Origin of the sequence: Novosphingobium sp. JCM 18896 (assembly GCF_025938095.1) — a bacterium.
GTDB lineage: Bacteria > Pseudomonadota > Alphaproteobacteria > Sphingomonadales > Sphingomonadaceae > Novosphingobium.
On sequence record NZ_JAPCZF010000010.1, the window covers coordinates 38,125 to 62,072 of the forward strand.

The 23,948-nt window shown below is 62.5% G+C and carries 22 protein-coding genes and 1 pseudogene; 15 read left to right on the plus strand and 8 right to left on the minus strand.

Translation table 11 applies throughout. The features are described 5' to 3' along the window. Window positions 1-35 precede the first annotated feature (35 nt). The 3 genes from OLX23_RS23365 to OLX23_RS23375 form a co-directional block, all read right to left on the minus strand. Window positions 36-347, minus strand: coding sequence for a hypothetical protein (locus tag OLX23_RS23365; protein ID WP_264447689.1), 312 nt, complete (start codon window positions 345-347; stop codon window positions 36-38). Between the two features lie 31 nt (window positions 348-378). Further along, the gene (locus OLX23_RS23370) at window positions 379-855 is read right to left on the minus strand and encodes an ankyrin repeat domain-containing protein (RefSeq protein ID WP_319641345.1); all 477 of its coding nucleotides are present in this window, start codon (window positions 853-855) and stop codon (window positions 379-381) included. Between the two features lie 70 nt (window positions 856-925). After that, on the minus strand, window positions 926-3,085 hold the full coding sequence (locus tag OLX23_RS23375; RefSeq protein WP_413629933.1) for a catalase: 2,160 nt from the start codon (window positions 3,083-3,085) through the stop codon (window positions 926-928). A gap of 280 nt (window positions 3,086-3,365) precedes the next feature. Here OLX23_RS23375 and OLX23_RS23380 point away from each other — a divergent pair, with 280 nt between their 5' ends. The 5 genes from OLX23_RS23380 (at window position 3,366) to OLX23_RS23405 (ending at window position 7,735) form a co-directional block, all read left to right on the plus strand. Further along, complete coding sequence (locus tag OLX23_RS23380) at window positions 3,366-4,106, plus strand: Crp/Fnr family transcriptional regulator (protein ID WP_264447691.1); 741 nt, start codon at window positions 3,366-3,368, stop codon at window positions 4,104-4,106. A gap of 319 nt (window positions 4,107-4,425) precedes the next feature. After that, complete coding sequence (locus OLX23_RS23390; RefSeq protein ID WP_264447693.1) at window positions 4,426-4,884, plus strand: hypothetical protein; 459 nt, start codon at window positions 4,426-4,428, stop codon at window positions 4,882-4,884. Between the two features lie 463 nt (window positions 4,885-5,347). Continuing rightward, window positions 5,348-5,611, plus strand: coding sequence for a DksA/TraR family C4-type zinc finger protein (locus OLX23_RS23395; RefSeq protein WP_264447694.1), 264 nt, complete (start codon window positions 5,348-5,350; stop codon window positions 5,609-5,611). A 277-nt stretch (window positions 5,612-5,888) separates the two neighbouring features. Continuing rightward, window positions 5,889-6,926 carry a mannose-1-phosphate guanylyltransferase gene (locus OLX23_RS23400; protein ID WP_264447695.1) on the plus strand — a complete coding sequence of 346 codons (1,038 nt, stop codon included), beginning with the start codon at window positions 5,889-5,891 and terminating at the stop codon, window positions 6,924-6,926. Beyond that, a complete protein-coding gene (locus tag OLX23_RS23405) occupies window positions 6,923-7,735 on the plus strand; it encodes a class I mannose-6-phosphate isomerase (RefSeq protein WP_264447696.1) in 813 nt (270 codons plus the stop codon). Before OLX23_RS23400 ends, OLX23_RS23405 begins: the two co-directional genes overlap by 4 nt. Window positions 7,736-7,836: 101 nt before the next feature. On the opposite strand, the gene OLX23_RS25875 is transcribed toward OLX23_RS23405, so the two are convergent. Continuing rightward, on the minus strand, window positions 7,837-8,139 hold the full coding sequence (locus tag OLX23_RS25875) for an oxygenase MpaB family protein (protein ID WP_413629934.1): 303 nt from the start codon (window positions 8,137-8,139) through the stop codon (window positions 7,837-7,839). Next, entirely contained in the window at window positions 8,132-8,623 is a 492-nt protein-coding gene (locus tag OLX23_RS23410; protein ID WP_264447697.1) for a class I SAM-dependent methyltransferase, read from the minus strand. The genes OLX23_RS25875 and OLX23_RS23410 overlap by 8 nt, the downstream gene beginning before the upstream one ends. A gap of 946 nt (window positions 8,624-9,569) precedes the next feature. On the opposite strand from OLX23_RS23410, the gene OLX23_RS23415 reads away from it, so the two are divergent. The 10 genes and pseudogenes from OLX23_RS23415 to OLX23_RS23460 all read left to right on the plus strand — a co-directional run bounded on the left by OLX23_RS23415 (window position 9,570) and on the right by OLX23_RS23460 (window position 18,416). Next, a complete protein-coding gene (locus OLX23_RS23415) occupies window positions 9,570-9,920 on the plus strand; it encodes a hypothetical protein (protein WP_264447699.1) in 351 nt (116 codons plus the stop codon). 713 nt (window positions 9,921-10,633) lie between these two features. Then, window positions 10,634-11,698 (plus strand): hypothetical protein, encoded by a 1,065-nt coding sequence (locus OLX23_RS23420; protein WP_264447701.1) that lies wholly within the window; start codon window positions 10,634-10,636, stop codon window positions 11,696-11,698. Further along, window positions 11,695-12,789: an SDR family oxidoreductase gene (locus OLX23_RS23425; protein WP_264447702.1), complete on the plus strand. Its 1,095-nt coding sequence runs from the start codon at window positions 11,695-11,697 to the stop codon at window positions 12,787-12,789. The genes OLX23_RS23420 and OLX23_RS23425 overlap by 4 nt, the downstream gene beginning before the upstream one ends. 30 nt (window positions 12,790-12,819) lie before the next feature. Beyond that, window positions 12,820-13,641: a PPK2 family polyphosphate kinase gene (locus OLX23_RS23430; RefSeq protein WP_264447703.1), complete on the plus strand. Its 822-nt coding sequence runs from the start codon at window positions 12,820-12,822 to the stop codon at window positions 13,639-13,641. 109 nt (window positions 13,642-13,750) lie between these two features. Beyond that, window positions 13,751-14,161, plus strand: a complete 411-nt coding sequence (locus OLX23_RS23435; protein WP_264447704.1) for a hypothetical protein — start codon at window positions 13,751-13,753, stop codon at window positions 14,159-14,161. Next, on the plus strand, window positions 14,158-14,634 hold the full coding sequence (locus tag OLX23_RS23440) for a hypothetical protein (protein ID WP_264447707.1): 477 nt from the start codon (window positions 14,158-14,160) through the stop codon (window positions 14,632-14,634). Before OLX23_RS23435 ends, OLX23_RS23440 begins: the two co-directional genes overlap by 4 nt. A gap of 130 nt (window positions 14,635-14,764) precedes the next feature. Beyond that, on the plus strand, window positions 14,765-15,148 hold the full coding sequence (locus OLX23_RS23445; RefSeq protein ID WP_264447708.1) for a response regulator: 384 nt from the start codon (window positions 14,765-14,767) through the stop codon (window positions 15,146-15,148). A 262-nt stretch (window positions 15,149-15,410) separates the two neighbouring features. Beyond that, on the plus strand, window positions 15,411-15,707 hold the full coding sequence (locus tag OLX23_RS23450; RefSeq protein WP_264447709.1) for a plasmid stabilization protein: 297 nt from the start codon (window positions 15,411-15,413) through the stop codon (window positions 15,705-15,707). Window positions 15,708-15,870: 163 nt separating this feature from the next. Then, window positions 15,871-17,319 carry a protein-L-isoaspartate(D-aspartate) O-methyltransferase gene (locus OLX23_RS23455; protein WP_264447711.1) on the plus strand — a complete coding sequence of 483 codons (1,449 nt, stop codon included), beginning with the start codon at window positions 15,871-15,873 and terminating at the stop codon, window positions 17,317-17,319. Beyond that, window positions 17,276-18,416 (plus strand): annotated as a pseudogene (locus OLX23_RS23460) (IS3 family transposase). Before OLX23_RS23455 ends, OLX23_RS23460 begins: the two are co-directional and overlap by 44 nt. 221 nt (window positions 18,417-18,637) lie before the next feature. Here the strand turns inward: OLX23_RS23460 and OLX23_RS23465 are convergent. Genes OLX23_RS23465 through OLX23_RS23475 form a run of 3 tightly spaced genes read right to left on the minus strand, consistent with a single transcriptional unit; the run spans window position 18,638 to window position 23,815 of the window. Next, on the minus strand, window positions 18,638-20,218 hold the full coding sequence (locus OLX23_RS23465; RefSeq protein WP_264447713.1) for a serine hydrolase domain-containing protein: 1,581 nt from the start codon (window positions 20,216-20,218) through the stop codon (window positions 18,638-18,640). Window positions 20,219-20,249: 31 nt separating this feature from the next. Beyond that, window positions 20,250-21,575, minus strand: coding sequence for an MFS transporter (locus tag OLX23_RS23470; RefSeq protein ID WP_264447714.1), 1,326 nt, complete (start codon window positions 21,573-21,575; stop codon window positions 20,250-20,252). Window positions 21,576-21,610: 35 nt separating this feature from the next. Then, entirely contained in the window at window positions 21,611-23,815 is a 2,205-nt protein-coding gene (locus tag OLX23_RS23475) for a TonB-dependent receptor (RefSeq protein ID WP_264447715.1), read from the minus strand. Window positions 23,816-23,948: the final 133 nt, after the last annotated feature.

Consider the following 23,948-nt stretch of genomic DNA (forward strand, 5'->3'; position numbering starts at 1 on the left):
CTTCACCGCGCAATTTCCCGGATCGGCTTTCGGCCTTATTCTTCGCTAGCGCCGCCATCGACCGTCGAAGCGTTTACTCCGTCGTCCCGGCCGGGGTTGCGGCGTTCCGACACGAGGCCGCCTGACTGGGCCTGCCTATCCTTATTGCCGGCATCTTTTTGCGCCCGGCTTGTCTTGGGTGTGCCGGGCGCGGCAGGCGAAAACGGCTTCACTTCGATGCCGGCAAGGCCGTGCTCGATATCGAACTCGTTGGCGTTCTGCGCGTCGACGCCCTCGGTGGTTGCGCGCGTCTCGCGCCGATCGGCCGGGCTTGCGTCGTCAGGTCCGATTGCGGTCGAGTGTTCCATATCGTCGTCCTTCCAAAGACAGATCGCAGCGTCAGCAGCGCGCGAGCGACCGGGTCGTGAGGCGAGCGGCCATGAGGTCGTTGGCCTGCGACTGCGCTACCGACAGCGCGCTGTTACCGGCAGCATCAGGGCGATGCGGGTCTGCGCCGCGTGCGAGGAGCCTATCGACGATGGCGGCTCGCCCAAACAGCGCTGCGAACATCAATGCGGTCTGGCCGGCGTGATTGGCAGCATCGGGCTGCGCGCCGTTCGCGAGCAAGAGCTCGACGATATCGTCGAGCCCTTTGAACGCTGCGCCCATCAAGGCCGTGTTGCCACGAGCGCCGTCCTGCTGGTCCACGGGCGCCCCGTGTGCCAGCAACAGATGGGCCGCATCGACATGTCCGTGGTAGCAGCTCAGGATCAGCGGCGAGTATCCTGCGGGATCCAGGGCGGCGACGTCGGCACCGGCCTGGATCAGCGCGGGAAGGACGTCGATCCGACCAAGCCTTGCCGCGTCGAACAGCAATTCCTGGATCCGCTCGGGTGAGGGCAGCGGGCGCGGCTGCTCATCGTCGTTCGCTGGCGCCCGCTGAGCCTCATTTGGCATCCAGGTCGACCTTGAGCTCGCGCGGCCAATGACGCAGCTTGCCGAGGCCCTCGACAAAGGCCGTTGCATCCTTGGCGCTCGTTAACGGGATGCAGGCTTCGTCGAGGTCGTCGGCGATGCCGCCTTTCTCGAAGATCGGCTGGGCTGCGGCCGTGAGGCCGATGAACTTGCCATGGCCGAAGGCGTCGCGCACGAAGTCCTGGCTTGCGGCATCTCCGGCGAGCAGAGCGCCGCCTTCCTCTGAAACGATCAGGGCGACCGCATCGAACAACACCGAAGGCCCGCCATCGATTTTCTGTTTCGCGGCGACCTTCGTGCCGTCCGACAGCGTGACCCCGCCGATCTTGGGCGCGATCACTTCGTAGACCGCGCCGACCTTGTCGACCGCCTTCACCAAGGCGGTAAAGAGCGATGCCTCGGCGCCGTCGCTGAGGAAGATCCCGAGCTTACGGCCCTTGAAATCGAGTGGCCCATTCTTGACGATCGAGAGTGCGTCGGAAGGCGCAAGGTCCGTGCGCGTTGGCACCGCTGCCTGCGCCGGCTCCGGGAGCTCGGGCAGGGCAAGGCCGTCGGCTACCGTTGCGGCCAATCCCTCGTCGATGTTGCGCAGGTGCGAGACCATCCGCGACCGGATGTCGGGACGCTCGACCTTGCTGAGTTCGAAGACCAGGGCATCACCGATGTGCTTCTGCTCGATCGGATCCTGACTGACGAAGAATTGACGGGCCTGGCTGTAATGGTCCGCGAAGCTCTCCGGGCGGATGCGCAGCTTCGCGCCATCGGCCTCTTCGGCAACGCTGCTGAACCCGCGAACCGGATCCTCACGAGGACCGCCGATCGTGGCGCCCCACGAGTTCGGCTCGTAGTTCACGCGTCCCTGGGGGTTTGTCATCGCCATGTGCCCGTCCTGCTGGAAATGCGCGACCGGGCACTTAGGCGCATTGATCGGAATGTGCGTGAAATTGGGGCTGCCGAGCCGCTTGAGCTGGGTGTCGAGATAGGAGAAATTGCGGCCCTGGAGCAGCGGGTCGTTGGTGAAGTCGATGCCCGGCACGACATTCTGCGTGCAGAACGCGACCTGCTCAGTCTCGGCGAAGAAATTGTCGACGACGCGGTCGAGGACTAGCCGGCCGACGCGGCGCACCGGGAGCACCTCCTCGGGAATGATCTTGGTCGAATCCAGCACGTCGAAATCGAAGCTGTCCGCGAAAGCCTGATCGAACAGCTGGACGCCAAGCTCCCATTCCGGAAAATCGCCGCCATTGATCGCATCCCACAGGTCGCGGCGATGGAAATCGGGATCGGCGCCGTTGATCTTGACCGCCTCGTTCCAGACCACCGACTGGAGGCCCTGCTTCGGCTTCCAGTGAAACTTGACGAAGGTCGATTTGCCGGCGCCGTCCACCAGGCGGAAGGTATGGACCCCGAAGCCTTCCATGGTCCGATATGAGCGCGGTATCGTGCGATCGGACATGATCCACATGACCATGTGCATCGATTCCGGCGTCAGGCTGATGAAGTCCCAAAAATTGTCGTGCGCGGTCTGGGCCTGGGGAAAGGCACGGTCGGGCTCGGGTTTGGCGGCATGGACGAGGTCGGGAAACTTGATCGCGTCCTGGATGAAGAACACGGGGATGTTGTTGCCGACAAGGTCCCAGTTGCCCTCTTGTGTGTAGAGCTTGACCGCGAAGCCGCGGACATCGCGGGCGAGATCGAACGAGCCCTTGGACCCGGCGACAGTCGAGAACCGGACAAAGGCCGGGGTACGTTCACCGACCCGCTGAAAGATGTCGGCCCGGGTCACGTCGGACAGGCTCTCGGTCAGCTCGAAGAAGCCGTGCGCCCCGTAACCGCGAGCGTGGACGACGCGCTCGGGAATCCGCTCATGATCGAAATGGAAGATTTTCTCGCGAAAATGAATGTCTTCGAGCAGCGTCGGCCCGCGCGCGCCCTGCTTGAGGCTGTTCTGGTCATCAGCAACCGGAACGCCCTGCTGCGTGGTGAGGACCGCCGTTTCGCCTTCGGCCACCTGGTGTGTCTCACCGCCCGTGCCTTGCGGCTCGGCGAAGGATTGTGACAGATCAGCGTCGGCGGGGATGGGGGACGACTTCTGCGGAGACTCGCCGCCGACGTCGGCACCGCCGAGCATGGCAGGGGTAACACCAGTTTTCGCGGTGGCAGGGTTCTTGGCGGGTACCGGCTTCTTGGCCATTGGCGTGATCCTTCGTGAGCGTCGCTGGTCGGTTGGCACGGGCCCGCGATCCGAAAATCAGCGGCAGCACCGATGGGACGCTAACACCCGCGGCGAAGGAGGGTTTCTCGGCATCAGGAAAAGTTAACCTGGATCAAGACGATTACGCCGGCGGGGTGCAACGCCGCGCCGGCCCGGCCGTTACGTTAGCGTGCGTTTGAGGGAGCCTCGCTGTCGAATGTTCACCGATCGGTTCTTGCGCGATCGCCGAGGTGTCAGGTTGGAGACCGCCGAACGCGCGCGTCTCGAAGAAGCGATCGAAGAAGTCCGCGTCGTCGAAGCGCGAAAGCGCCTCGTGCGCGCCGGCGATGTGCTGTCGGAAAGCACTCTCCTGGTCGAGGGATTCCTCTGTCGCTACATCGACGACCGGCGCGGGCTGCGGCAGCTCATGGCGGTCCATGTACCCGGCGATTTCGTTGATCTTCACGGTTTCCCGTTGAAGACGCTGGACCACGACGTGGCGACTTTGACCGCAGCGACCGTTGCGATCGTCCCGCACACGGCCCTGCAACAGATCGAACGCGAAGCTCCGGACCTGGCGCGCAAGCTTTGGTATGCCACCTTGCTCGATGCCGCCATTCACCGCGCCTGGCTTTTTCGGCTTGGCCGGCTCGACAGCATCGGCCGGGTCGCGCATTTCCTTTGCGAGACCAATGCACGGTTGGTCTTGGCAGGTCTGAGCGACGGCAGGCGCTTTGCTTTCGGTCTGACCCAATATGATCTCGCAGAGATCTGCGGTCTCACCAATGTCCATGTCAACCGCGTGATCCGCGCGCTGCGCGAGGAGCGCCTCTGCCTCTTCCGCTCCTCGCTCGTTGAAATTCTCGATCCAAGGCGGCTTGCCGAACGGGGACAATTCGATCCCACCTATCTCTACATCGACGACAGCGCGGCAGGCGCGCTTGCAGCGAAGGATTGATCGCCATGTCCGACCCCGCCGTACCCCACCCGCATAGCGAGCCCGGCTATGCAGTCGCCGAAGAAGGGCTCGTCATACTCGAAGGGCCCGGTGCCCTGGCGGTGACGATGACCCCTGATGCTGCAAGCCGCACCGGTCAAAGCCTGCTTGACGCAGCAGCGGAAGCACGCCGCCAAGGGAGCGACGCTGCTCCTTAATAGCAAAGCAATCGTCAGCCGGTCGCATCGTCGGCGAACCGGCTCGGTCCATATACCGAGGGAGCTTATTGTCACCATCGCGCGTTGATGTTGCAGCGCACAAACAAGGGTGATCATCTCGAATGGACGGATTGACCGCATTGTGGCTTTGGCCGCTCGCTCTGGCAAAGGCCCAGAACGACATGATTGACACGGCAATGAGCGCCCGAAAAGTCGTAGCTGCCCGAATGCCCTTAGTCGCAGCAGCAGTCCGGGATCCTTGGTCAGCCGACTATCCGGAGCTGTTTAGCATAGTCGAGGAAAAGACCAAAACGTTCGGGCTTTCGCAGCGCAAACTTGCCGCCGTTTCGCGCAGCCTTAGGCTGGCATGCGAGGCGAACTCGCGCGATTTCGCGAGGCTCATGGCCGGAACCGTTCTTGGCCCAGCGGACTGGGCGGCCATTGGAACACGCAATCTTGATGCATGGTCGGCACTGGTGAACCTTCCAGGCGACGCGATGGCGCCGGTGCGGCGACAGGTCCTTAGAAACGAGCGGCGCCTTCGGACCCGCGCGGGCAGGACCGCAAAGCCGAATGCATGAAGCGTACCGATTGATTTCTCGCGAGGATCGGCTGCCCGTTCAAGGATGACGTGCCTACCAGCCCTCGGGCAGGCGGCAGTTGAAGATGGCACAGAGCGGGGCCTGAACAGCGGCATGATGAGCACTGCCCGAGACGCTCAAGTCTTTGCGCCGTGCCGGTCATAGAGCGGCGGCCTTGCCTGCCAGGACCCGGTGGACTTCCGTTCGAGAGGCACTCTGCAGCGCTCGCATGTTGCCAGCAGCGTTCCATCGCCTGCGCGTGACATCGAAGGTTCGATGGCTGGTGACGACCAAGAAAACAGCGGAAGGACATGGGGTCAAGCAGCTCGGCGGAGAGATGTAAAACGCCCGAAAGCGTCTTTCGCTTCGACAGGCAGGCGAATGGCTTCGGCGTTGGTCAGCCATCCGCCCGATCGTGCGGCACCAAATCGTGTCCCTCGCGTTTGTGCAAGAGGAGGCTGATATGGCAAATGGTTGGGCGCAGGACGGCGCCGTGCAGGACCAGATCGAAGACACGGTCCACGACGCAGTTGAGCTTGCCAGGGCGCGGCTCGCTGCCGGAGCGGGTACGCGATATTGCGAGGATTGCGGCGAGGAGATCCCGGAGGCGCGGCGACAGGCGCAGCCTTCCAGTCGAACCTGTATCCCCTGCCAGACTACGCGCGACGGCGCGGTACGCGTATCCGGAATAAACCGGCGCGGCAGCAAGGACAGTCAGTTGCGCTGAATGCGACTTTTGGCATCCGAGGGGTCGTTGACAAGATCGTGATGAAAGGGTGGCGTCGGTCATCCTGACGGCGCTTTCAATGCGATGGTTTTCCCGGGCGCGTGCGACGCTTCTACCCGTTTGGGATGATGGCGGTACGCCTACAGATCAACGCGTGATCATCGGAAAAGAGGCGGGCACCCACCGGTTCCAAATCTATGGAAAGACGTGAAGTCTGGCGCCCTGAAGAAACTGCAATAGCCGGGAGCCATCACCGAGGTCGAGCATTCTAGGGGCGATGACCCGAATCGTTCCCGTGATCCTCTGCGGCGGCAGCGGCACTCGCTTGTGGCCGCGCAGTCGTGCCGTGAAACCGAAGCCCTTTCTGCCGCTGATCGGCGACAGTACGCTCTTCGAAGCGACGCTGGGGCGCTGCCCGCCCGACGCCGACTTCGCGTCGGCGATCGTGGTGACCGGCGCGGCGCATCTGCCGCATGTCGAGGACCAACTGGCCGGCGCGCCCGACGCGCGGGTCATCGTCGAACCCGCGGCCAAGAACACCGCCGCGGCGATCGCGCTGGCGGCGCTGCGTGTGCCCGAAGACGCGATCATGCTGGTCTGCCCGAGCGATCACCACATCGCCGATTGCGATACCTTCGTCGCCGCGGCCCACGCCGCCGCGGCCCTGGCCGGGCAGGGTTGGCTGGTGTCCTTCGGGATCGAAGCCAAGACGCCCGAGACCGGCTATGGCTATCTCAAGCGCGGCGAGGCGATCGACGAGACCGGCTTCCGCGTCGACCAGTTCGTCGAGAAGCCCGATCGCGAGCGCGCACAGGGCTTTCTCGACGCAGGCATCTATGCCTGGAACGGCGGCATCTTCGCCTTCCGCGCGCGCGACTTCCTGGCCGAGCTCGAAGCGCACCGCCCGGCGATCCTCGACGCGGTGCGGCGCTCGGTCGAACGCGGCGTCGACGACAACCACCGCTTCTATCCCGAGCCCGAGGCTTTCGCCGAGGTGCAGAGCGAATCGGTCGACTACGCGGTGATGGAGAACACGAGCCGCGCGGCGATGGTCCCCGCCGAGATGGGCTGGTCCGACATCGGCAACTGGCAGGCGCTCCACGAAGCGCGTGCGCGAGACGAACAAGGCAACGTCGCGATTGGACACGTCGAGCTCGTCGACTGCCGCAATGTCCTCGTCGACAGCGATGGGCCGCGAGTCTCGGTGATCGGGCTCGAGAACGTGATCGTCGTGGTCGATGGCGATGAGGTGCTCGTCACTACGGCAGCGGGCGCCCAGCTTGTCGGCAAGCTGTCGGGGGCGGTTAACCAATGAGTGCCGTGTTGCCCATCCGGGAGGTGGAGAAGCCGTGGGGCAGGGAAAGGCTTCCCGCACCGTTTGCTTCATCCGACGGCAAACGCATTGGCGAGATCTGGTTCGAGCCGCCGGCCGTACTGCCTCAGCTGCTGGTCAAGTACATCTTCACCAGCGAGGCTTTGTCGGTGCAGGTCCACCCGTCGGACGCCGAGACCCTGGCCAAGGGCCTCGGCCGGCAGGGCAAGGAGGAGTGCTGGCTGATCATCGATGCCGAGCCCGAGGCGAAGCTGGGCATCGGCTTCAAGCAGCCGCTTTCGTCCGAGGCGCTGCGCACGGCGGCGCAGGACGGTTCAATTGAGGATCTGATGCAATGGCACGACGTCCGCCCCGGCGACTTCTTCTATATTCCCGCGGGCACGGTCCACGCGATCGGCGCGGGGGTGAGCCTGATCGAGGTCCAGCAGAACAGCGACATCACCTATCGGCTCTACGACTACGGCCGCCCGCGCGAACTGCATCTCGACGAGGGTGTGGCCGTCGCCAAGGGCCAGCCCTATTCCGACGAATTTAAGCTGTCGGTGCCCGATCGCGAAGATGTGACCCTGGTCGAGGGGCCGCTGTTTAGGCTCGACCAGATCGAGGGCCTGCCTAATGAGGATGCCGCTATGCGCTACGGCGCGCGCCCGCTGCTCGTGATTCCCCGCAAGGGCATGGCGAAGATCGCGGGCGAGACCGTGCTGCCTGGCGGTTGCGGGTTTGCCAAGGACTTTGACGAGGTCGTTTTCGATGGGAACGGTGCCTGCCTGATCGCCCAGTCACTGGCGTAAATCTGGGCTGAACGATGATGGCATTTCGTCCAGGACCGCACATGGTTGCGAACGGCGACGATTACACGTCTGCATCGGCAGTTATCGGCTCTCCACGCCTGTCAGCTAAAGGCCCAGCGTAGCGTCCGAGCAAGCGTCAACGTCCCGCCCGCGACCAGTGACCGGGCAGGTCCCGATCCGGTAAGCCGGTGCAAGCGTCTCGCCCATCCTGGGAGCAGATCCACCGCCGCGTGTTGCACAAGTGCGAGCGGGACGCCATCGAGCGAGGGGCGCGGTCGCCGCAGGATGAGTGCGGCGACTTCACGCGACCGGGCATCGGCGCGCAATTGAGAGCGCATTGCGCCGATCCGTTGCAATACCTCGGTTCGGCTCCGCGGCCGCGTTATCTCGCCGCCATCAAGGATCCGTGCCGCTTACCGCGCGCCCAGTAGAGGTGGCAGGGGGGACATTCCACCACTCGTAGCTGGAGCGGAGACTTGCGAAGTAACGTTTCAACAGCGGGCGAATGGCGCTGCGCATCTGATAGGCTGCCAGGACCCCGGACGATGATATCGCCCTTATGGACTCGCGGATGATGGCGTCGGCCTCTTGCGCCTCGAGGGTCGGGAACGGCAAACCGGTGAGGATGCAGTCGGCCTCCCCCAGACCTTGCTCGGCGAGGTTGCGATTGACGTCTTGCGCCGTTCCTCGCACGACGATGAGCCGAGGATCATCGCAGCGACTGCGAAGCGCCTCGACGAAGCCTTGTCCGGTCTCGATCGCCACAAGCGCTGCGTCGCTACGCATCCGCTTCAGCGCCTCGAAGGTAAACCGGCCCGTGCCTGGACCATATTCCACCAAGACCCGGATCCTGTGCCAGTCGAGCGGCGCGAGCATGCGCCGGACCATGCGCGCGCTCGCCGGGACGGCCGAGCCAACCATCTCCGGGTGGCGAACGAACTCTGAAACGGCAACCCAAGCGAACCCTGCGCCATCGCTGTCTCCTTGATGAAACAGTAACGATGGCAATGGCCGGAGGTTCGCCCGGCCGGTGGAGAAAGGTGATCGTTCACTTCGCTCCCCCTTCCGTGAACCGCCGGCAAGTCCAGGGCGTTTCGAAGTCATGCAGGACCCTTTGAAGCGCTATCTCGCCTGGAAAGTGTGCTCGGCCTTTCATGATGAGGGCCGGGGCGAAGCTTCGGTCGAGCGCAAGAGCATGGTCTCTTGGGCATATGCGGAACAGTCCCGAGCCCCCGCACGCTAGGCGCGGGAGCCGCCGGAGCTGGTAACATGCACATGACATGCGTCGCCGCCTTTAACCGGAAGGTCTGGACATGCGCGACAACACCCCGGAAACCGAGGTGTCCGAGTTATTTCATGTGCGGGATTACCAGTCCCGGCGCTGCCCTTTGCGCAACGCTCTCGTTCGATAGCAGAGAGGATTGGGCTCGCCAAGTTTCTGTCCAAACGAGACCCGATAAAGATGCCCGGACTGGCGCACTGCCGAACAAGCTGACGGCGCCTATGTTCGACGTCGCGGACTTTCCTGGTTTCTGCGCGAAAACCGGGAAGCTGCCGTTCGTTCACCTGCCGCCGCCGGCCAGCCGACGGCAGCGTTCGACGTAGGCGACTGACCGGACTCAACGGCCAAATTGCGAGAAGCGGACGCTAGTTCGAGCGCGCTTTTTCAGGTCCACGACCTACGGCTCCGTTAGAGCTTGGCAGCTATCCGGACAGGCGGTTGGGCCGTTCGGGATGCTGCTCTGTTCAATCCTCTTTCGCCGCGACGGAGAGGTGTGTAGAAACTCGCTGTGCCGTGTGATCGACGGCCGACGATGATATGAAGGGGGTAGAAATGCCAGCGGCCGCAGGCCATGAGATAGGCCCGGTGGTGGTCGACCAGCTCAAGCTGGATCTGGATAATCCGCGATTTGTCGATCTCAGCTTCTCTGAAGAGGCAGAGATGATTGAGTATCTGTATGCCAATGCAGATTTACCGGAGCTGCTGCTCTCTATCTTGAACTCCGGTTTTATGGACTTCGAGCCTATTGTGGTAAAGCGCGGCGATAACGTTGTGCTGGAAGGTAATCGGCGCGTCGCCGCTCTGCGCCTGATCACACCCCCCTTCGCGAGAAGCTTGGTATCAAACTACCCGCTACGCCGAACGCTGCCGCGACGCCTAAGGAAATCCGCGCGGTTCTGGTAAATGATGCAGCAGAAGCGCGAAAATTTATCGGATTCAGCATATCAACGGTCCCCAGAAGTGGGATGCCATGTCTAAGGCGAAGTATGCGGCTGACTGACACGCCGATGGCGCGTCCCTGGAAGAGATCAGTCAGTCGCTCGGCGATACATTCAACACCGTCACCCGCTTGGTGGAGGGGTATCGCGTCTACAAGCAGGCTCTCAGCGTAGGTTTCGACCCTGAGCAGCGCACCGCGCGAAGGTTCGCTTTCTCGCATCTTTATACGGCGCTTACGCGGTCATCGATCAAACAATGGTTGGAGCTGCAAGAGGACGAGACGGTTGCGCCCGTGCCTGACCAAAACGTCGACCGTCTTCAAAAGCTAATGTCGTGGCTGTATGGCCAAGGCGAGCGCGAGCCAGCAGTGGTCCGGTCGCAAAACCCCGATCTAAACCGCTTGGCGGACGTGATCGGCAACGAACGAACCCGCGAAATGCTCATGTCCACGCGCAACCTGAGTGTTGCTTACGAGGAGCTGGAGCCCCAGCAAACCAGGCTGGAAAATTCTCTAATTCAGGCTGTTCGTCACACTGAGAGTGCTGCCGCGATCGTCAGCTCATTCGACGGTCGGGCAAGCACCTTCGAATTAGGTCAGCGCTTGTGGGGAGCTGCGCGGGATCTTTTAAGAATTTCCGGGACAAGCGCGCACAACTCGAAGGATTGGACGACGACCTGTGAGCGGCGCCCTCGTCGCTGCGGATATGCAGCGGTCCTTCTCACTTTCTGCAGACTGGCTTGAGATACTGGCGCTGGCACGTCCTCAGCAATATGCGACGGACGGCGACATCGCCACAGCCAACGACATCCTGGAAGATCGGGCGGCGGTTGCCGCCGAAGACGACCTGGCGTTGCCGGAAGAAGACCCCGACATCTTGGACCCGGCAACCGAAAGGGCGCTGGACGCCGTTTTCGAGGAGGTTTCCCATCGTCAGCGTGTCCTCGGCGCCGCCTATCCTTTCGATCTGAAAATCGGCAAGCGCACTCTCAGCCTCTCGGTGTCTCCAGAAGCTGACGATCCGATCGTCGAACAGGCGCGCGCAATATACATCGCGTGCTTGTATATGACAGGCGTCCGAGGCGGCTTAATCGATGCAAAGGCGGCGAAGATACGTGCAGACCCCGACATGGGTAACGCCTTCCAGATTTGCGCCACCATCGCGGCCGCGGGCTACATGAGCGGAGATGCCTATTGGTTCGGCCATCCTCGACCGGATGAGACTCCGTTTATGGATGCAATTCGTAAGGTCGCTGGACTGCTGCAAGGAACCGCTGCCCCGGCTCCCCCGCCAGGCGAAACCCTCTACGCGAAAGACCGTGGTATCGACGTGATCGCTTGGCGAGCCCACCACGATGGTAGGCCAGCAAAGCTTATCATGTATGGGCAGTGCGCCTCAGGGATGGATTGGGTGGGAAAGCCTGTGACGGGCAAGGTCCACCGGATGGATTCGTATTACACGCTGGCACCGTCGAAGAATTGGATTCCAGCCCTGCTGACACCATTCCCGTTGTATTCTGAAAAGGAAAACGGTCACCGGTTACGCACCGAGGAAGCAATGCAAGGGTTTTACCGTCAGAATGAGGCAGAGATGGGAGTGATCATCGATCGGCTGCGCATAGTGAGGTGGTGCATCGAAGCGCTTCGTGATGTTCAACCGTCAATGAAGGAGGCCGTTGATAAGCTCGACGATCTCTTCGCCTGGTCTCGGACAGCTTCCGAAGCAGTGAGACTGGCGGCATGAGCACTGTGCATCCGCTGCATTCGATCTGCCCATACTTCGCGATGTTCCCGCCAGGATTTGTCGAGCGTTATGTGCTGGCTTTCACCGATCCCGGGGAGATCGTATTTGACCCATTTAGTGGTCGAGGCACGACCATTTTCGAAAGTCTTCTGTTAGGCCGCCAGGCGTTCGGCTTGGATATCAATCCGGTAGCGGCGTGCGTATCAGCGGCGAAAGCTGAGCCGCCTGCCCAGACATCGTTGCTCAACCGCATCGAAGATTTGCGAGCGAGATTTGGTACCTGCGATATCGTCGGGGTGCCGGAGACGGAATTTTTTGCAGCCTGCTATGCTCCGCAGACGTTGTTGAGGGGAAGAAGGGCGCTTGTCACAGGCGGGGACAGCGGCATCGGCCGTGCCGCCGTCATCGCCTTCGCGCGCGAGGGTGCTGCTGTCGCCATCAACTATCATCCGCGAGAAGACCCGGACGCTCAGGACTTAAGGCAATTGCTGGAGAGCGAGGGCCTCGACCTTGTTCTATTGCCCGGCGATCTGACGGACGAAGGGTTCTGCACCAAAGTGATCGGAGACGCGGCGAAGAAGCTCGGTGGTCTGGATATTCTCGTGAACAACGCCGCCTACCAGCAGTCGAAGTCGTCGATAGCCGAGATCACGTCCGAGCAATTCGACCGAACGATGAAAACCAATGTCTATGCGCCTTTCTGGCTTTCCAAAGCGGCGGCCGCTCGCATGCAGCCCGGGTCGAGCATCATCAACACGGCAAGCGTCAACAGCTTCAATCCCGGAGAAGAACTGCTCGACTATGCCACGACGAAGGGCGCGATCGAGATCTTCACCAAGGGACTCGCCAAGCAGCTCGCGGCCAAGGGCATACGCGTCAACGCTGTCGCGCCAGGCCCGGTCTGGACGCCTTTGCAGGTTGCTGGCGGGCAACTACCCGGCAAGCTCGGCGAATTTGGTCAGGATACGCCGCTAAAGCGGGCGGGGCAGCCGGCCGAGCTCGCCAGCCTCTACGTCGTACTCGCCGACAATCACACGAGCTTCACGACGGGTAGTGTATTCGGTGCCAACGGCGGAACCGGCGCGGTCTAGTCTAAAGGGCGGCATCGACGGACGGCGAGTATGAGCTTCTCCAATCAGTTTCGAATCCGGCCCGGTGCGAAGATCCAACTCGATCATTTGGAAGCAGGCTTTGTGGGCGGGCTCGATCGCGCCGAGGCGAAGCAAAAGACCAAGAGGGTGATCGCACGCTTGGCGAAGCTTCAAAGTCTGCTCTACGCCAATGCCGAAGCCTCGTTGCTCATTGTCCTCCAGGGTCCTGACGCATCAGGCAAGGACGGTCTGATCAAGCACCTTCTTGGCGGCCTCAATCCGCAAGGTGTCGTCGTGACATCGTTCAAGCGGCCGACCGAGATCGAAGCCGCTCACGACTTTCTATGGCGGGTCCACCGCCGAGCGCCCGCCAAGGGCGAGATCGCGGTCTTCAATCGCTCCCATTACGAAGCGGTTTTGGTCGAGCGGGTACGTGAATTGGTATCGCCTTTGACCTGGCAGCGACGCTACGAGCAGATCAACGCTTTCGAAGCCCTGCTCGCATCGAACGGTACGAAGATCTTGAAATTCTTTCTTCACATCGATGCTCAAGAACAACTTGATCGCTTTCGGCGTCGGCTCGAGGACAAGCGCAAGCAATGGAAGATCAGCGAGGACGACTACGAAGACAGGCAGCTCTGGGGGAAATTTCAGCAAGCCAACGAGGCCATGCTTGAGCGGACCAGCACGAAGATAGCACCTTGGTTTGTCATTCCCGCAAACCACAAGTGGTACCGCAATCTGGCCATTTCGAAGATCGTCAGTTCGGCGATGAAGGACATGGGGCTGACAATACCCCCGCCGTCGGTGGACATCGCCAAGGTACGAAAAAAATATCACGAGATCGCATAGGCCGAAGTAATGGGAAGCCCTGCACTTTTGCGGCTGCCACTCTGTCCTGACAAAGCGACAGTCGATGCATGGTTTGGGAACGGCCAAGGGGTGCCGCGGTTCACTCTGTATGGCTGATCCTGCTCAAATCGTCGCGACTGCCCATCGCGGGCACCATGTCGTCGGATGGAAGCTCGTCAAAGATGATCGCAAGCATCTGCTGGAACAGTTTGTGCCAAAGTTCTCACGGACGATAGCCGATCACGTGACGCTCGCCGCGAAGGTTGCATCGGATACCCGCTTGCCTGACCAACTGCCGGCTGCAGTCGTGGGTCATGCGTCGGACGGTGCTGGCGTCGAAGCCTTGGTCGTGGCGATCGATGGCGTCACCGATCGACCAGATGGCAGCACCTATCATATTACCTGGTCGCTTGCAGACGGGCGACGCGCCCAAGAAAGCAACGACGTCATTGCCAAGCAGGGATGGCTTCCGCTCGGAGAGCCTGTCCCTGTAGTGCTCGCTCCGGCTTTGTTTCAGTGAGGCAACTCTACCTCGACTGCGACGGCGTGCTCGCCGATTTCGACAAGGGTGCGACCGCTATCCTGGGGCTTGCGCCAAGGGCGTTCGAAGAGCGACATGGATTGGGCCGATTCTGGCAGAAGTTAGCGCAGGCGCCGGACTTCTATTTTGATTTGCCGCTAATGCCGGATGCGATGCTGCTGTTCGAAGCGGTCAGGCATTTGAACCCGATCATTCTTACGGGATTGCCGCGCGGCAACTGGGCAGCTGACCAGAAGGTGCGCTGGGCTGCCGAGCATTTTCCCGGGACACGCATCATTACGACGATGGCGCGTGACAAGCGAAATCACGCGAAGGAAGGCGATGTTCTGGTCGATGATCAGGAACGACATCGACCTTTATGGGAGGAGGTGGGCGGCGTGTTCGTTCACCATCGAAATGCCGCGACCAGTCTGGACGAGCTGGCGCAATATTTTCCGATTTCTGCGGGCTGAAATTGGGTGGGGCGACGTGTTGGTCTCGGAGGGAGCGAGATGGGCGCAGCAATGAGACAAAGCGCCTTCAGTATGCTGCAAATCGCGTTAAGTTGCTCGCCTTTAAACGCTGCTTGTGCATGATTGCACGATGCCCGCCCATGATCCTCGAATCCTCATTCTGGAAGATGAGCCGCTAATCGCGATGGAGCTTCAGGAGACCCTGGAGGCGCTCGGCTACGAGGTGGCGGGCCCCGTCTCGAACTGCGAGGCGGCGTTGGAGTTGATCTGGTCGGATGCTGTCGATGCGGCGGTCCTCGATCTCATTTTGGGCGAGGGGACCTGCGAGGTCGTCGCCAACGAGCTCAGTCTCAGCGGGATCCCCTGGGCCTTCGCATCGGGATACGATACCCACGAACTTCATGAACAATTTCCCGAAGTGCCAATCATCGAAAAGCCCAGCCGAAGTGAAAGTGTCGCCACCGTTGTGAAGGCATTGCTCCAGCCTTCCGAAGGCAAGACAGCCTCGTCGTGAAACGCGATTAAGTTCGGGGAAGGGCGCTTGCACTTATAGCGGTCATGCGGCGGCTTCTAGCGAGGCCCTGAGAGCCGTCGTCGTTCATTCGACAGGGTTGGCCTGTGGCGGTCGTAACGGCGCTTGCCGAGTGTGCCTTCAGGTGAAGGCCTGCGACAGCGTCCCGGCCGGAATGATGGGTGCGGTGGGATGAGCAGCAACCATGAGACTTTAGCGGCCTGTTCGGCGTTGTGAGGAAAGGGTGGGGCAACGGAGAAGCACGATGCCCCGTGGCGACAAGTCCAGCTACACCGACAAGCAGAAGCGCAAGGCCGAGCACATCGAAGAAGGTTACGAAGACCGCGGGGTCGGCAAAGAGGAAGCCGAGCGGCGTGCCTGGGCCACGGTTAACAAGGAGTCGGGCGGGGGCAAGAAATCTGGCTCGGGTCGCGGCAAGACAGAAAATCACGAAAGCTCGCGTAAGGGAGGCCGCAAAGGCGGCTCGAGCCAGAACGCCGAGAAGCGCTCGGCGGCGGCAAAGAAGGGCTGGGAAACCCGGCGCAGGCAGGGGAAGGCCTGATGAGGGTTCACAAGACGACTGCGCTTCACGCGAATGTCGGCGGTGATCTGCACGATTGGCTCGTCACCGCCGCGCGCCGCGAAACGTTCTGCGCCGTGATGTGCCGCGAATGCCCCGCCGATTGCCGGGCCGCGTTGCCCAGGGTCAATCGAAGCTGACGGTCATGGCTGACTTCAGGGCGCTGCGTTACCGTATGGTCGACACGCATCTTGCCGGTCGCGGGATCCGGGACGCCCGCGTGCTGGACGCCATGCGCGCGATCCCGCGCGAAAGTTTCGTGCGCGAAGGCCTCGAGGAGTTCGCTTACGAGGACTCCGCCCTGCCGATCGAGGCTGAGCAGACCATCTCGCAGCCGTATATCGTCGCCGCCATGATCGAGGCCGCCGAAGTACAGCCAGGCGATCATGTGCTAGAGGTCGGCGCCGGCTCCGGCTACGCGGCGGCGGTGATCGGCCACATCGCCGAGCAGGTGCTCGCGATCGAGCGTCACGCGAGCCTCGCGAAGCTCGCGGCGGCCCGGATGGCAAAGCTCGGCTATGACAATGTTGAAGTGCGAGTGGGCGACGGCACGCGCGGCGCACCCGAGGACGCGCCGTTCGACGCGATCCTAGTAGCGGCGGGCGGGCCCACGGTACCCGAAGCCCTCAAGAGCCAACTTAAGGTCGGCGGCATCCTTGTGGTGCCGGTCGGCGAGCCAGGCGATCAAAAGCTCTGCAAGGTCACGCGGGTGGCCAGCGACAGGTTCGACGAGGAGAACTTAGGCGCGGTCATGTTCGTGCCGCTGATCGGGGCTGAGGGCTGGCGCGAGGATGGCAGCCGGGCGGCGAGCAACCATGTGCCGGGCGTATCGCGTAACCTCAGTCTGCCAGAAATGATCGCTGAAGCCGCCGAGCCTTTGCCCGACTTCGACGATCCGGCATTCGGCCAGATGTTCGATCGTTTCGCTGACCGGCGCGTGGTGATGCTTGGCGAAGCGAGCCATGGCACCAGCGAATTTTATAGCGCGCGCGCCGCTATAACCCGCCATCTGGTCGAGCATCACGGCTTCACAATCGTCGCGGTCGAGGCCGACTGGCCCGATGCTGCATCCGTCGATCGTTATGTTCGGCACCGCGCGAACCGCGCCGCCGCCGAGCTACCGTTCCGGCGCTTCCCCACATGGATGTGGCGCAACACCGAGATCCACGCGCTGACGGAGTGGCTGCGCGCGCGCAACGCGCATCGACCAATCGCGGAGCGGGCCGGCTTCTACGGCCTCGATATCTACAATATGTCCGGGTCGATCAAAGCGGTGCTCGACTATCTCGACGACATCGATCCTGAAGCGGCGAGAATAGCGCGCGAACGTTATGGCTGCCTCACGCCCTGGCAGCGCGATCCGGCAACCTATGGCCGTGCGGCGCTCAACCGAGGCTACGCGGCCTGCGAGCAGGCGGTGATCGACCAGTGCCGCGATCTTCTCAGCCGGCGGCTCAGCTATGCGGCCAATGATGGCGACGATTTCCTCGACGCGGCGCAGAATGCCCGGCTGATCGCTGCCGCTGAGCGCTATTACCGGATCATGTATTATGGAGGTGCGGAAAGCTGGAACCTGCGCGACACGCAAGCGTGATGCGGTGGCCCAGATCACCGAGCGCGGGTATCCGGTGGCGGAAGTTTCTCAGCGGCTCGGGGTGAGCCCGCACTCGCAGTATGCGTGGAAGCGGCAACTGGCAAAGGTGGTGTCGGGCGATGCCGGCAAGGATGCCGAGATCCGCCAGTTGAAGCGCGATCTGGCCCGGGTGACCGAGGAGCGCGACATCCTAAGAAAAGCCACCGCGTATTTCGCCAGGGATGCAAAGTGAGATACGCATTTGTTGCCGAGCATCGTGAGCAGTTCCGGGTTCGATCGATGTGTCGGTGCCTGCGCATCCAGCCCAGCGGCTTCTATGGCTGGCAGAAGAGCCCGCTGAGCCAGCGGGCTCGGGAAGATGCTCGACAGACAGAGTTGATCCGGCGGGCCTGGAACGACAGCGGCAAGGTTTATGGCTACCGCAAACTGCACGATGATCTGCTGGATCAGGGCGAGACCTGCTGCCCGAACTGCGTTGCCCGGTTGACCAGGCTGGCGGGTATCAAGGCGCAGGTCGGCTACAAGCGTCGGCCCGGGAGCCATGGTGGCAAGCCATCCCTGGCGATCGACAACACTCTGGATCGCCAGTTCGATGTCGCCACCGCCAACAGGGCTTGGGTAACGGACATCACCTACATTCGCACTCTGGAAGGCTTTGCCTATCTGGCTGTCGTGATCGACCTGTATTCCCGCCGCGTGGTGGGTTGGTCGATACAAAGCAGGCAAACCACCGATGTCGTGCTGCAGGCGCTGCACATGGCGGTATGGCGGCGGAAGCCGAAGCAGCGGGTACTGATCCACTCGGCTCGCAGTTCACCAGCATGGATTGGGCAGCCTTCATCCGGGCTCACAATCTTGAGCACTCGATGAGCCGACGCGGCAACTGCCATGACAACGCCGTCGCCGAAAGCTTCTTCTCGTCGCTCAAGCGCGAGCGCATCCGGCGCCGCACCTACAAAACACGCGAGGAAGCCCGGCAGGACGTGTTCGATTACGTTGAGATGTTCTACAACCCGATCCGCAAGCAGGTCAGGAACGGGATGCTGTCACCCGTCGAGTTCGAACGGCAGCAGTTTTTCAAAGCGGAAGGCGTCTAGAAAACCAGGGGCTACTCACATTGCGGCCGTTCGGCGACAGATGCTTGTCCTTGGAAGCGGCCATTCGTTCAGCAAGAAATGAAGGAGTTCGTAGAGACAGTGCTGTCGAAGCAAAATAATTTAGGATGCGGCGATTTGGCTTGCTGCGTTGTTTACCCGTTCCTTCTGTTGGTTCGTAGCGCTCATCGTAAGGGAGGAATGCCACCGGTTCATCTAAGTTTTCATGAACTCCGGGCGAAACGAATTCCCTTCATGCGCCCAAGGTTGAATGCAAAGCTCTGGCCATCTGGCGCAAAGACCAAGGTGCCGCCAAACATCGTGAATGGTCCCGCAGCATTTGCCTTCCAGATGAGTTCGGTGATCGGCATGAGATCATAGAATGCGGTGCCGTTTTGACCCATGATCGTCAGACGACGGCAATCTCCATCCTCGGTAACGCTCGCCGAGGCTCCGACGCCGGGTGACGCATAGTGCCCCGCTCGATCTGCGATGGATGCCCCGGGTTCAGGCGCGATCTCGTCGAACCTCGTTTCGTTTCCAAATTCGGTCAGCACCAAGCAGGATTCGTGGACCCGCGCGCTCTGCAGGATGAAGGACATGATCTCGGGCAAGCGGAGATTGCCGTCGGCGTCTGCCGTAATGGGAAGCGGAGGTCCGCCATCGGTCGCCAACAGTTGCAGATCACCATGTGCGAGCAACTCGATCAAGCGATCGCCTTGCGCTGACGCGAAGATGCCGCTGCGCGCGGCAAGGGGCTCGCTGACCTTCGGGCCGAGGCCTTCGACGCAAGCGTCGATGATCTGATTGGCGAGATCGGCGGCGCTGACGTCGGCGCGGTTGACCGCGATCGAAATGTCGAGGCCGGCCGCGGGCACCTTGATCATCTGCGAGTTGCCGGCGACCACGCCGCCGCCATGCGAAATCGTCTCAACACCCCGGTAGGGAGCGGAGACCAGGCCCAGCCCGTATACCGTTGCGCTGCCGTTCCGCAGCCGATGCGGCTCGCGCATCACGCGCCACGTTTCGGCGGAGCCGATCGTTGGTTTATCCATGTGACGGAGCCAGCGCAGCATGTCGTCCATCGTCGAAACGATGCCGCCCGCGCCGCTGATCTCCGCACCCATGTAGTCGCGCGAGAAGGATCCGTCGGGATGGCGAAAATGCAGCGTCGCGCTGTTGGGGACGAAATCGGTATCCCGGCGCCGTAGCATCGTGTCGAACATCCCCACGGGCTCGAAGATGCGTTGCCGCAACACGTCGTCGAGCCGCTCGTCGGTCAGCCGCTCGATTGCCGCCGTCAGCAGGACGTAGCCGCCATTGTTGTAGCTCCAGCTCGTTCCGGGCGCGAAGTCGACATCGTCGATCGTCGTGTAATACCCAAGAAGGTCGGCGTCGCTGACCGGGGCCGGGCCGCCGTTCGTCGCCAGCGACACGGCCATGGCATCGCGGATACCGCTGGTATGACCCATGAGCTGGCGCATGGTGACGTTTCGGCTGGCCGGGTGGAGTTCCGGCAGATGGGCGCCGATCGAGTCATCGAGACCGGCGCGTCCCTCCTCGCAGAGCAGCAGGTAGGCCAAGGCGGTGAAATGCTTGGTCGTCGACCCGATCCGCATCCGCATCCCGGGGGCGAGCTGCACGGGCAGCTCCATGTTCGCGAGCCCGAAGCCGCGCCGATAGACGGGGACGCCGTCGATCGCCACGGCAACCGCGGCGCCGGGAAGGGCGCTTTGGTCCACGACCGAGAATATCGCGTCGACCCGCGAATCGTCGAAATGCGTGCGCACAATGGGATCGGTCACGCTGACCTCCTGACTTGCAACGAATAGAAGTTCAAACGGGCCTCCGTCGGGCAACGACCAGATCTTCGTGCGAAAGCTCGTCATGCACCGCCGGCCGCGAGGCGCACCAGAAGCTCAGCGCGGCAAGGCAGGCCGAAGGCGCGCCGACCGCGGCCATCCCGCGGCCCAGCATGTCCTCGCCCCCTAGTGCCGCTCCGACCCAGGCCACCAGGGGCGCGGCCACGACGCCGGCCAGGGAGACCGTGACGATATAGAATCCCATCGCCGCGCCGCGCAGTTGGTTCGGGATTCGAAGCGCGATAGCGATCATGGGGATCGAGATGGCGATGGCATAAGCGATCGTGAAGCAGACCGTGCTCGCGGCGAACCAGGCGAGATCGGGCATCATCGCCATGAACGACGCTGGAGCGCATACCGCGGCCGCCACGGCGGCGGGCCGCAGGACACCGTCCCGGCCGGCGTGCCGGTGGAATCGTTCGCCGAGCTTGCCGCCCGCCAGCATGCCGGCAAGGACGGAGACGAGCGAAACCGTGCCGAACCAGCCGGCGAATTGGCTTGGCTCCTGGCCATACAGGCGCGTCAGGGCTGGCGGGATCCAGTTCAGGACGCCCGTCGACATGCCCGAAAGGAATGTCGTGCCGGCCAGCAGCGGCACGAGGAAGTCGCGGTAAGCCCACAGTTCGCGAAGCGTTCCGCCGCCAGCCTGCCGCCCTTCCATGCGCTGAGGTTCGCGCAGTGTCAGGATCACCGGTATCAGCAAGGCGCCCGCGGCGGCGAAGCTCAGCGATGCAAGCCGCCATGGTGCCAGGCCGAACAGAAAGCCGGGATCGCCCATTGCCGCGCGCGTGAGCGCTCCGAGTCCGAGACCGCCGATGAAGACGGCGCCGGCCTGGCCAAAGCCCTGGCCCAGACCATAGGACATCGTCGCCATAGCCCGCCGTTCGGGCGCGAAATAGTCGGCCAGCAGCGACATGGCCGCTGGCAGTGTTATGGCGTTGGCGATCCCCAGCACCGCTTTGCTGCCGACCAGCAGCCAGAGCCCCTGCGAGAATGCGGCCAGGAGCAGGCCGAGGCACCACATTGCCATCGCGACCGCCAGCATCCTGACGCGGTTCGACCGGTCGACGAGAAGGCCCATAGGGATACAGAACAAGGCATAGGCGCCATAGAGCGCAGAAGTGTTCGCGATGCCCACCTCGACATCCGTCAGGCCCAGGTCATGCTTGATCGGCTCGACCAGCAGCGAGATGACATAGATGTCCATCGCCGTGAAAAAGGCGATAGCCACGAGAATGGCCTGCGAATAGCGGGCGCGCCGCGAGCTCGGATAGGACGGAACGCTGGCTTCGAAGGACATCAGATTTCCCAGCCGCTCGCTACTCTTTCCGAGGATCAGAAGTGCGACGACAGCCGCAGGCCGAATGTTCTGGGGCGCAGCATCAGAACCTGGGCGGGGCCGCCGAGCTGCGAGAGGATCGTCTGGGCGGTCAGCTGAGCATGGGTGTCGAACAGGTTCTGCGCGTAGACCTGCGCATCGACAGGGCCGAGCGACAAGCCCGCGCGCAGATCGACGGTCGCATAGTCGGGCAGGTGGTATTGCCGCAGCGAAGGGCTCGCATCGAAGCTGGCCGTGCTGTCCGTGGCGAAGCGGACCGTCGCGCCGAAGCTCGGCTTGGCGGCGCTGCTGTTGACGCTGTAGTCGAGGTTGATCGTTGCCGTGAAATGCGGGGTGTTGGGCAGGCGTTCGCCCTTCCTGGCGCCGAGCACGGGTACGGCCTGGGTGAGATAGCCGTCGTTGTAGGCGAAGCTGCCGGTGGCGACGAAGCCCGGCTCAGGTCGTGCCGTCATGACGAGCTCGGCGCCCTTGACGTGCGCGCCGCCGCCGTTGGTGTAGTTCGTCACACCCGCGACCGGGTTCAGCAGCTGGATGTCTTTCCAGTCGATGAAATAGCCCGACAGGTCGATCGCGAAAGTGCGGTCGCTCGTCTCCGCCTTGATCCCCAGCTCATAGCTGTTGAGCGAATCGGAATCGAACGTCGGGGACGAGGGGTTGCCCGTCGCGGGATCGATCACGCGGTAGTTCGGGCCGCCCGGGCGATACCCCGTGGCGAACCGCGCATAGGCCGTGGCGTTCCTGCTGAAGCGATAGCGGGCATTGGCCAGATAGGTGACGACGCCTTCCTGCGACTTGGAGCCGGGTGCCGAGACCACGAAGATACCCGAGGCGTCCTGGGTGAACTTCTGGTTATTGTGGGCATAGCGAAGGCCGCCGGTCACGTCGAACTTATCGGTCAGGTGCCAGGTCAGGTCGCCGAAGAAGGCGTATTCCTCATAGGTGCTGTCGATCGCCGCCGTGACGGCATTCACGCCGGGCAGCGGGACGAGACCCGCGCCGAAGGTGTCCGCCACTTGGCGCAGCAGGCTCTTCTCATGTGTGTAGAAACCACCCACCAGCCATTCCACGGACTGGCCCGTCGGCGATGCCAGGCGGACTTCCTGGGTGAACTTGCGCGTGCGCGCGAGCTCGTCGATGGCCACGGCCTGGGCCGGGATGTTCGCCAGAACCTGCAGGTAAGTCGCATAGACAGCCGAGCCGTCGGTCGTCGCATATGTGTCGTTCGACTGGTAGCTGGTCACCGAGGTCAAGGTGACGCCGCCCAGATCGTAGCCGATCGTCGCGCTTGCGAGGCGGAAGTTCGAACGGAAGGGCTCGGCCAGCGGATGAGCCTGGTCGAGATATCCGGCGACCGGAACGCCGTCGAGGCCGATGTTCGCATAGCTGCCGCCCTGGCGGCGGATGTTCTGGGCAAAGCCGGTGAGACGGACCGACAGGTCGTCCGAGGGGGCGAGCAGCACGTCGACGCGCCCGCCGTAGACCTTGCCGCGATCGACGTCCTTCTCGCCTGTGGCGACGTTGTCGAAATAGCCGCCGTCGCGCGAGTAGTAGCCACTCGCGCGCACCGCCACCTTGTCGGTGACAAGCGGCGCGTTGACCACGGCGGAGCCGTCGTAACTGGTTCCGCCCTGCCGCGTCGTCGATACACCGGCTTGGACCTTACCCTCGAACTCGGTGAGCGACGGCTTGGCCATGACATACTTGAGTACGCCGCCCATCGAGCTGGCGCCGTAGAGCGTGCCCTGCGGCCCGCGCAGCACCTCTACGCGATCGATGTCGAACAGCCCGACGTCGAGCGCACGGCGCGCGCCGTTGGCGAAGGCCGAGCTCGAGCCATAGGGCACCTCGTCGACGTAGATGCCGACCGTAGATGACACGTCGGCACCGCTCGTGATGCCGCGGATGCTCACCTGCGACGTGCCCGCCCCCTGGGAGGTGTATTGCAGGCCCGGAACCGTATTGGCGAAGTCGACGAACTGCTTGGCGGCGAGCCGCGACAGGGCCGCCGACGACAGCGCCGAGATCGACTGCGGCGCCTCAATCAGCCGCTCCTCGCGCTTCTGCGCTGTTACGATGATCTCCCCATGGTCGGTGTCATCCGCAGGGGCCTGCTGGGCGTAGGCGGGTGAAATCGTGCTCAGTGCTACCGCGTTCGATGCCAGGAAAAGCCGCGACTTAACGGTCGTGATCGACGTCATCATAACCCCCATGTTTGCTCGAAACCGCGCCGACATTCTGCGTGTCTGTTCGCGCTTGATTTTGCAGTATATGCAATATCGCAAAATAAATTGCAGTTCAAGCAAGTTTTTATAGACGGGCGAACGGGGGCGCCCG

Excerpts from the sequence above, each read along its gene's own strand:
- OLX23_RS23365 (WP_264447689.1), bottom strand. The coding sequence starts at position 347 with ATGGAACACTCGACCGCAATCGGACCTGACGACGCAAGCCCGGCCGAT.
- OLX23_RS23375 (WP_413629933.1), bottom strand. The coding sequence starts at position 3,085 with ATGCTCGGCGGTGCCGACGTCGGCGGCGAGTCTCCGCAGAAGTCGTCC.
- OLX23_RS23380 (WP_264447691.1), top strand. The coding sequence starts at position 3,366 with ATGTTCACCGATCGGTTCTTGCGCGATCGCCGAGGTGTCAGGTTGGAG.
- OLX23_RS23390 (WP_264447693.1), top strand. The coding sequence starts at position 4,426 with ATGGACGGATTGACCGCATTGTGGCTTTGGCCGCTCGCTCTGGCAAAG.
- OLX23_RS23395 (WP_264447694.1), top strand. The coding sequence starts at position 5,348 with ATGGCAAATGGTTGGGCGCAGGACGGCGCCGTGCAGGACCAGATCGAA.
- OLX23_RS23400 (WP_264447695.1), top strand. The coding sequence starts at position 5,889 with ATGACCCGAATCGTTCCCGTGATCCTCTGCGGCGGCAGCGGCACTCGC.
- OLX23_RS23405 (WP_264447696.1), top strand. The coding sequence starts at position 6,923 with ATGAGTGCCGTGTTGCCCATCCGGGAGGTGGAGAAGCCGTGGGGCAGG.
- OLX23_RS23410 (WP_264447697.1), bottom strand. The coding sequence starts at position 8,623 with ATGGTCCGGCGCATGCTCGCGCCGCTCGACTGGCACAGGATCCGGGTC.
- OLX23_RS23415 (WP_264447699.1), top strand. The coding sequence starts at position 9,570 with ATGCCAGCGGCCGCAGGCCATGAGATAGGCCCGGTGGTGGTCGACCAG.
- OLX23_RS23425 (WP_264447702.1), top strand. The coding sequence starts at position 11,695 with ATGAGCACTGTGCATCCGCTGCATTCGATCTGCCCATACTTCGCGATG.
- OLX23_RS23430 (WP_264447703.1), top strand. The coding sequence starts at position 12,820 with ATGAGCTTCTCCAATCAGTTTCGAATCCGGCCCGGTGCGAAGATCCAA.
- OLX23_RS23435 (WP_264447704.1), top strand. The coding sequence starts at position 13,751 with ATGGCTGATCCTGCTCAAATCGTCGCGACTGCCCATCGCGGGCACCAT.
- OLX23_RS23445 (WP_264447708.1), top strand. The coding sequence starts at position 14,765 with ATGCCCGCCCATGATCCTCGAATCCTCATTCTGGAAGATGAGCCGCTA.
- OLX23_RS23450 (WP_264447709.1), top strand. The coding sequence starts at position 15,411 with ATGCCCCGTGGCGACAAGTCCAGCTACACCGACAAGCAGAAGCGCAAG.
- OLX23_RS23455 (WP_264447711.1), top strand. The coding sequence starts at position 15,871 with ATGGCTGACTTCAGGGCGCTGCGTTACCGTATGGTCGACACGCATCTT.
- OLX23_RS23470 (WP_264447714.1), bottom strand. The coding sequence starts at position 21,575 with ATGTCCTTCGAAGCCAGCGTTCCGTCCTATCCGAGCTCGCGGCGCGCC.
- OLX23_RS23475 (WP_264447715.1), bottom strand. The coding sequence starts at position 23,815 with ATGATGACGTCGATCACGACCGTTAAGTCGCGGCTTTTCCTGGCATCG.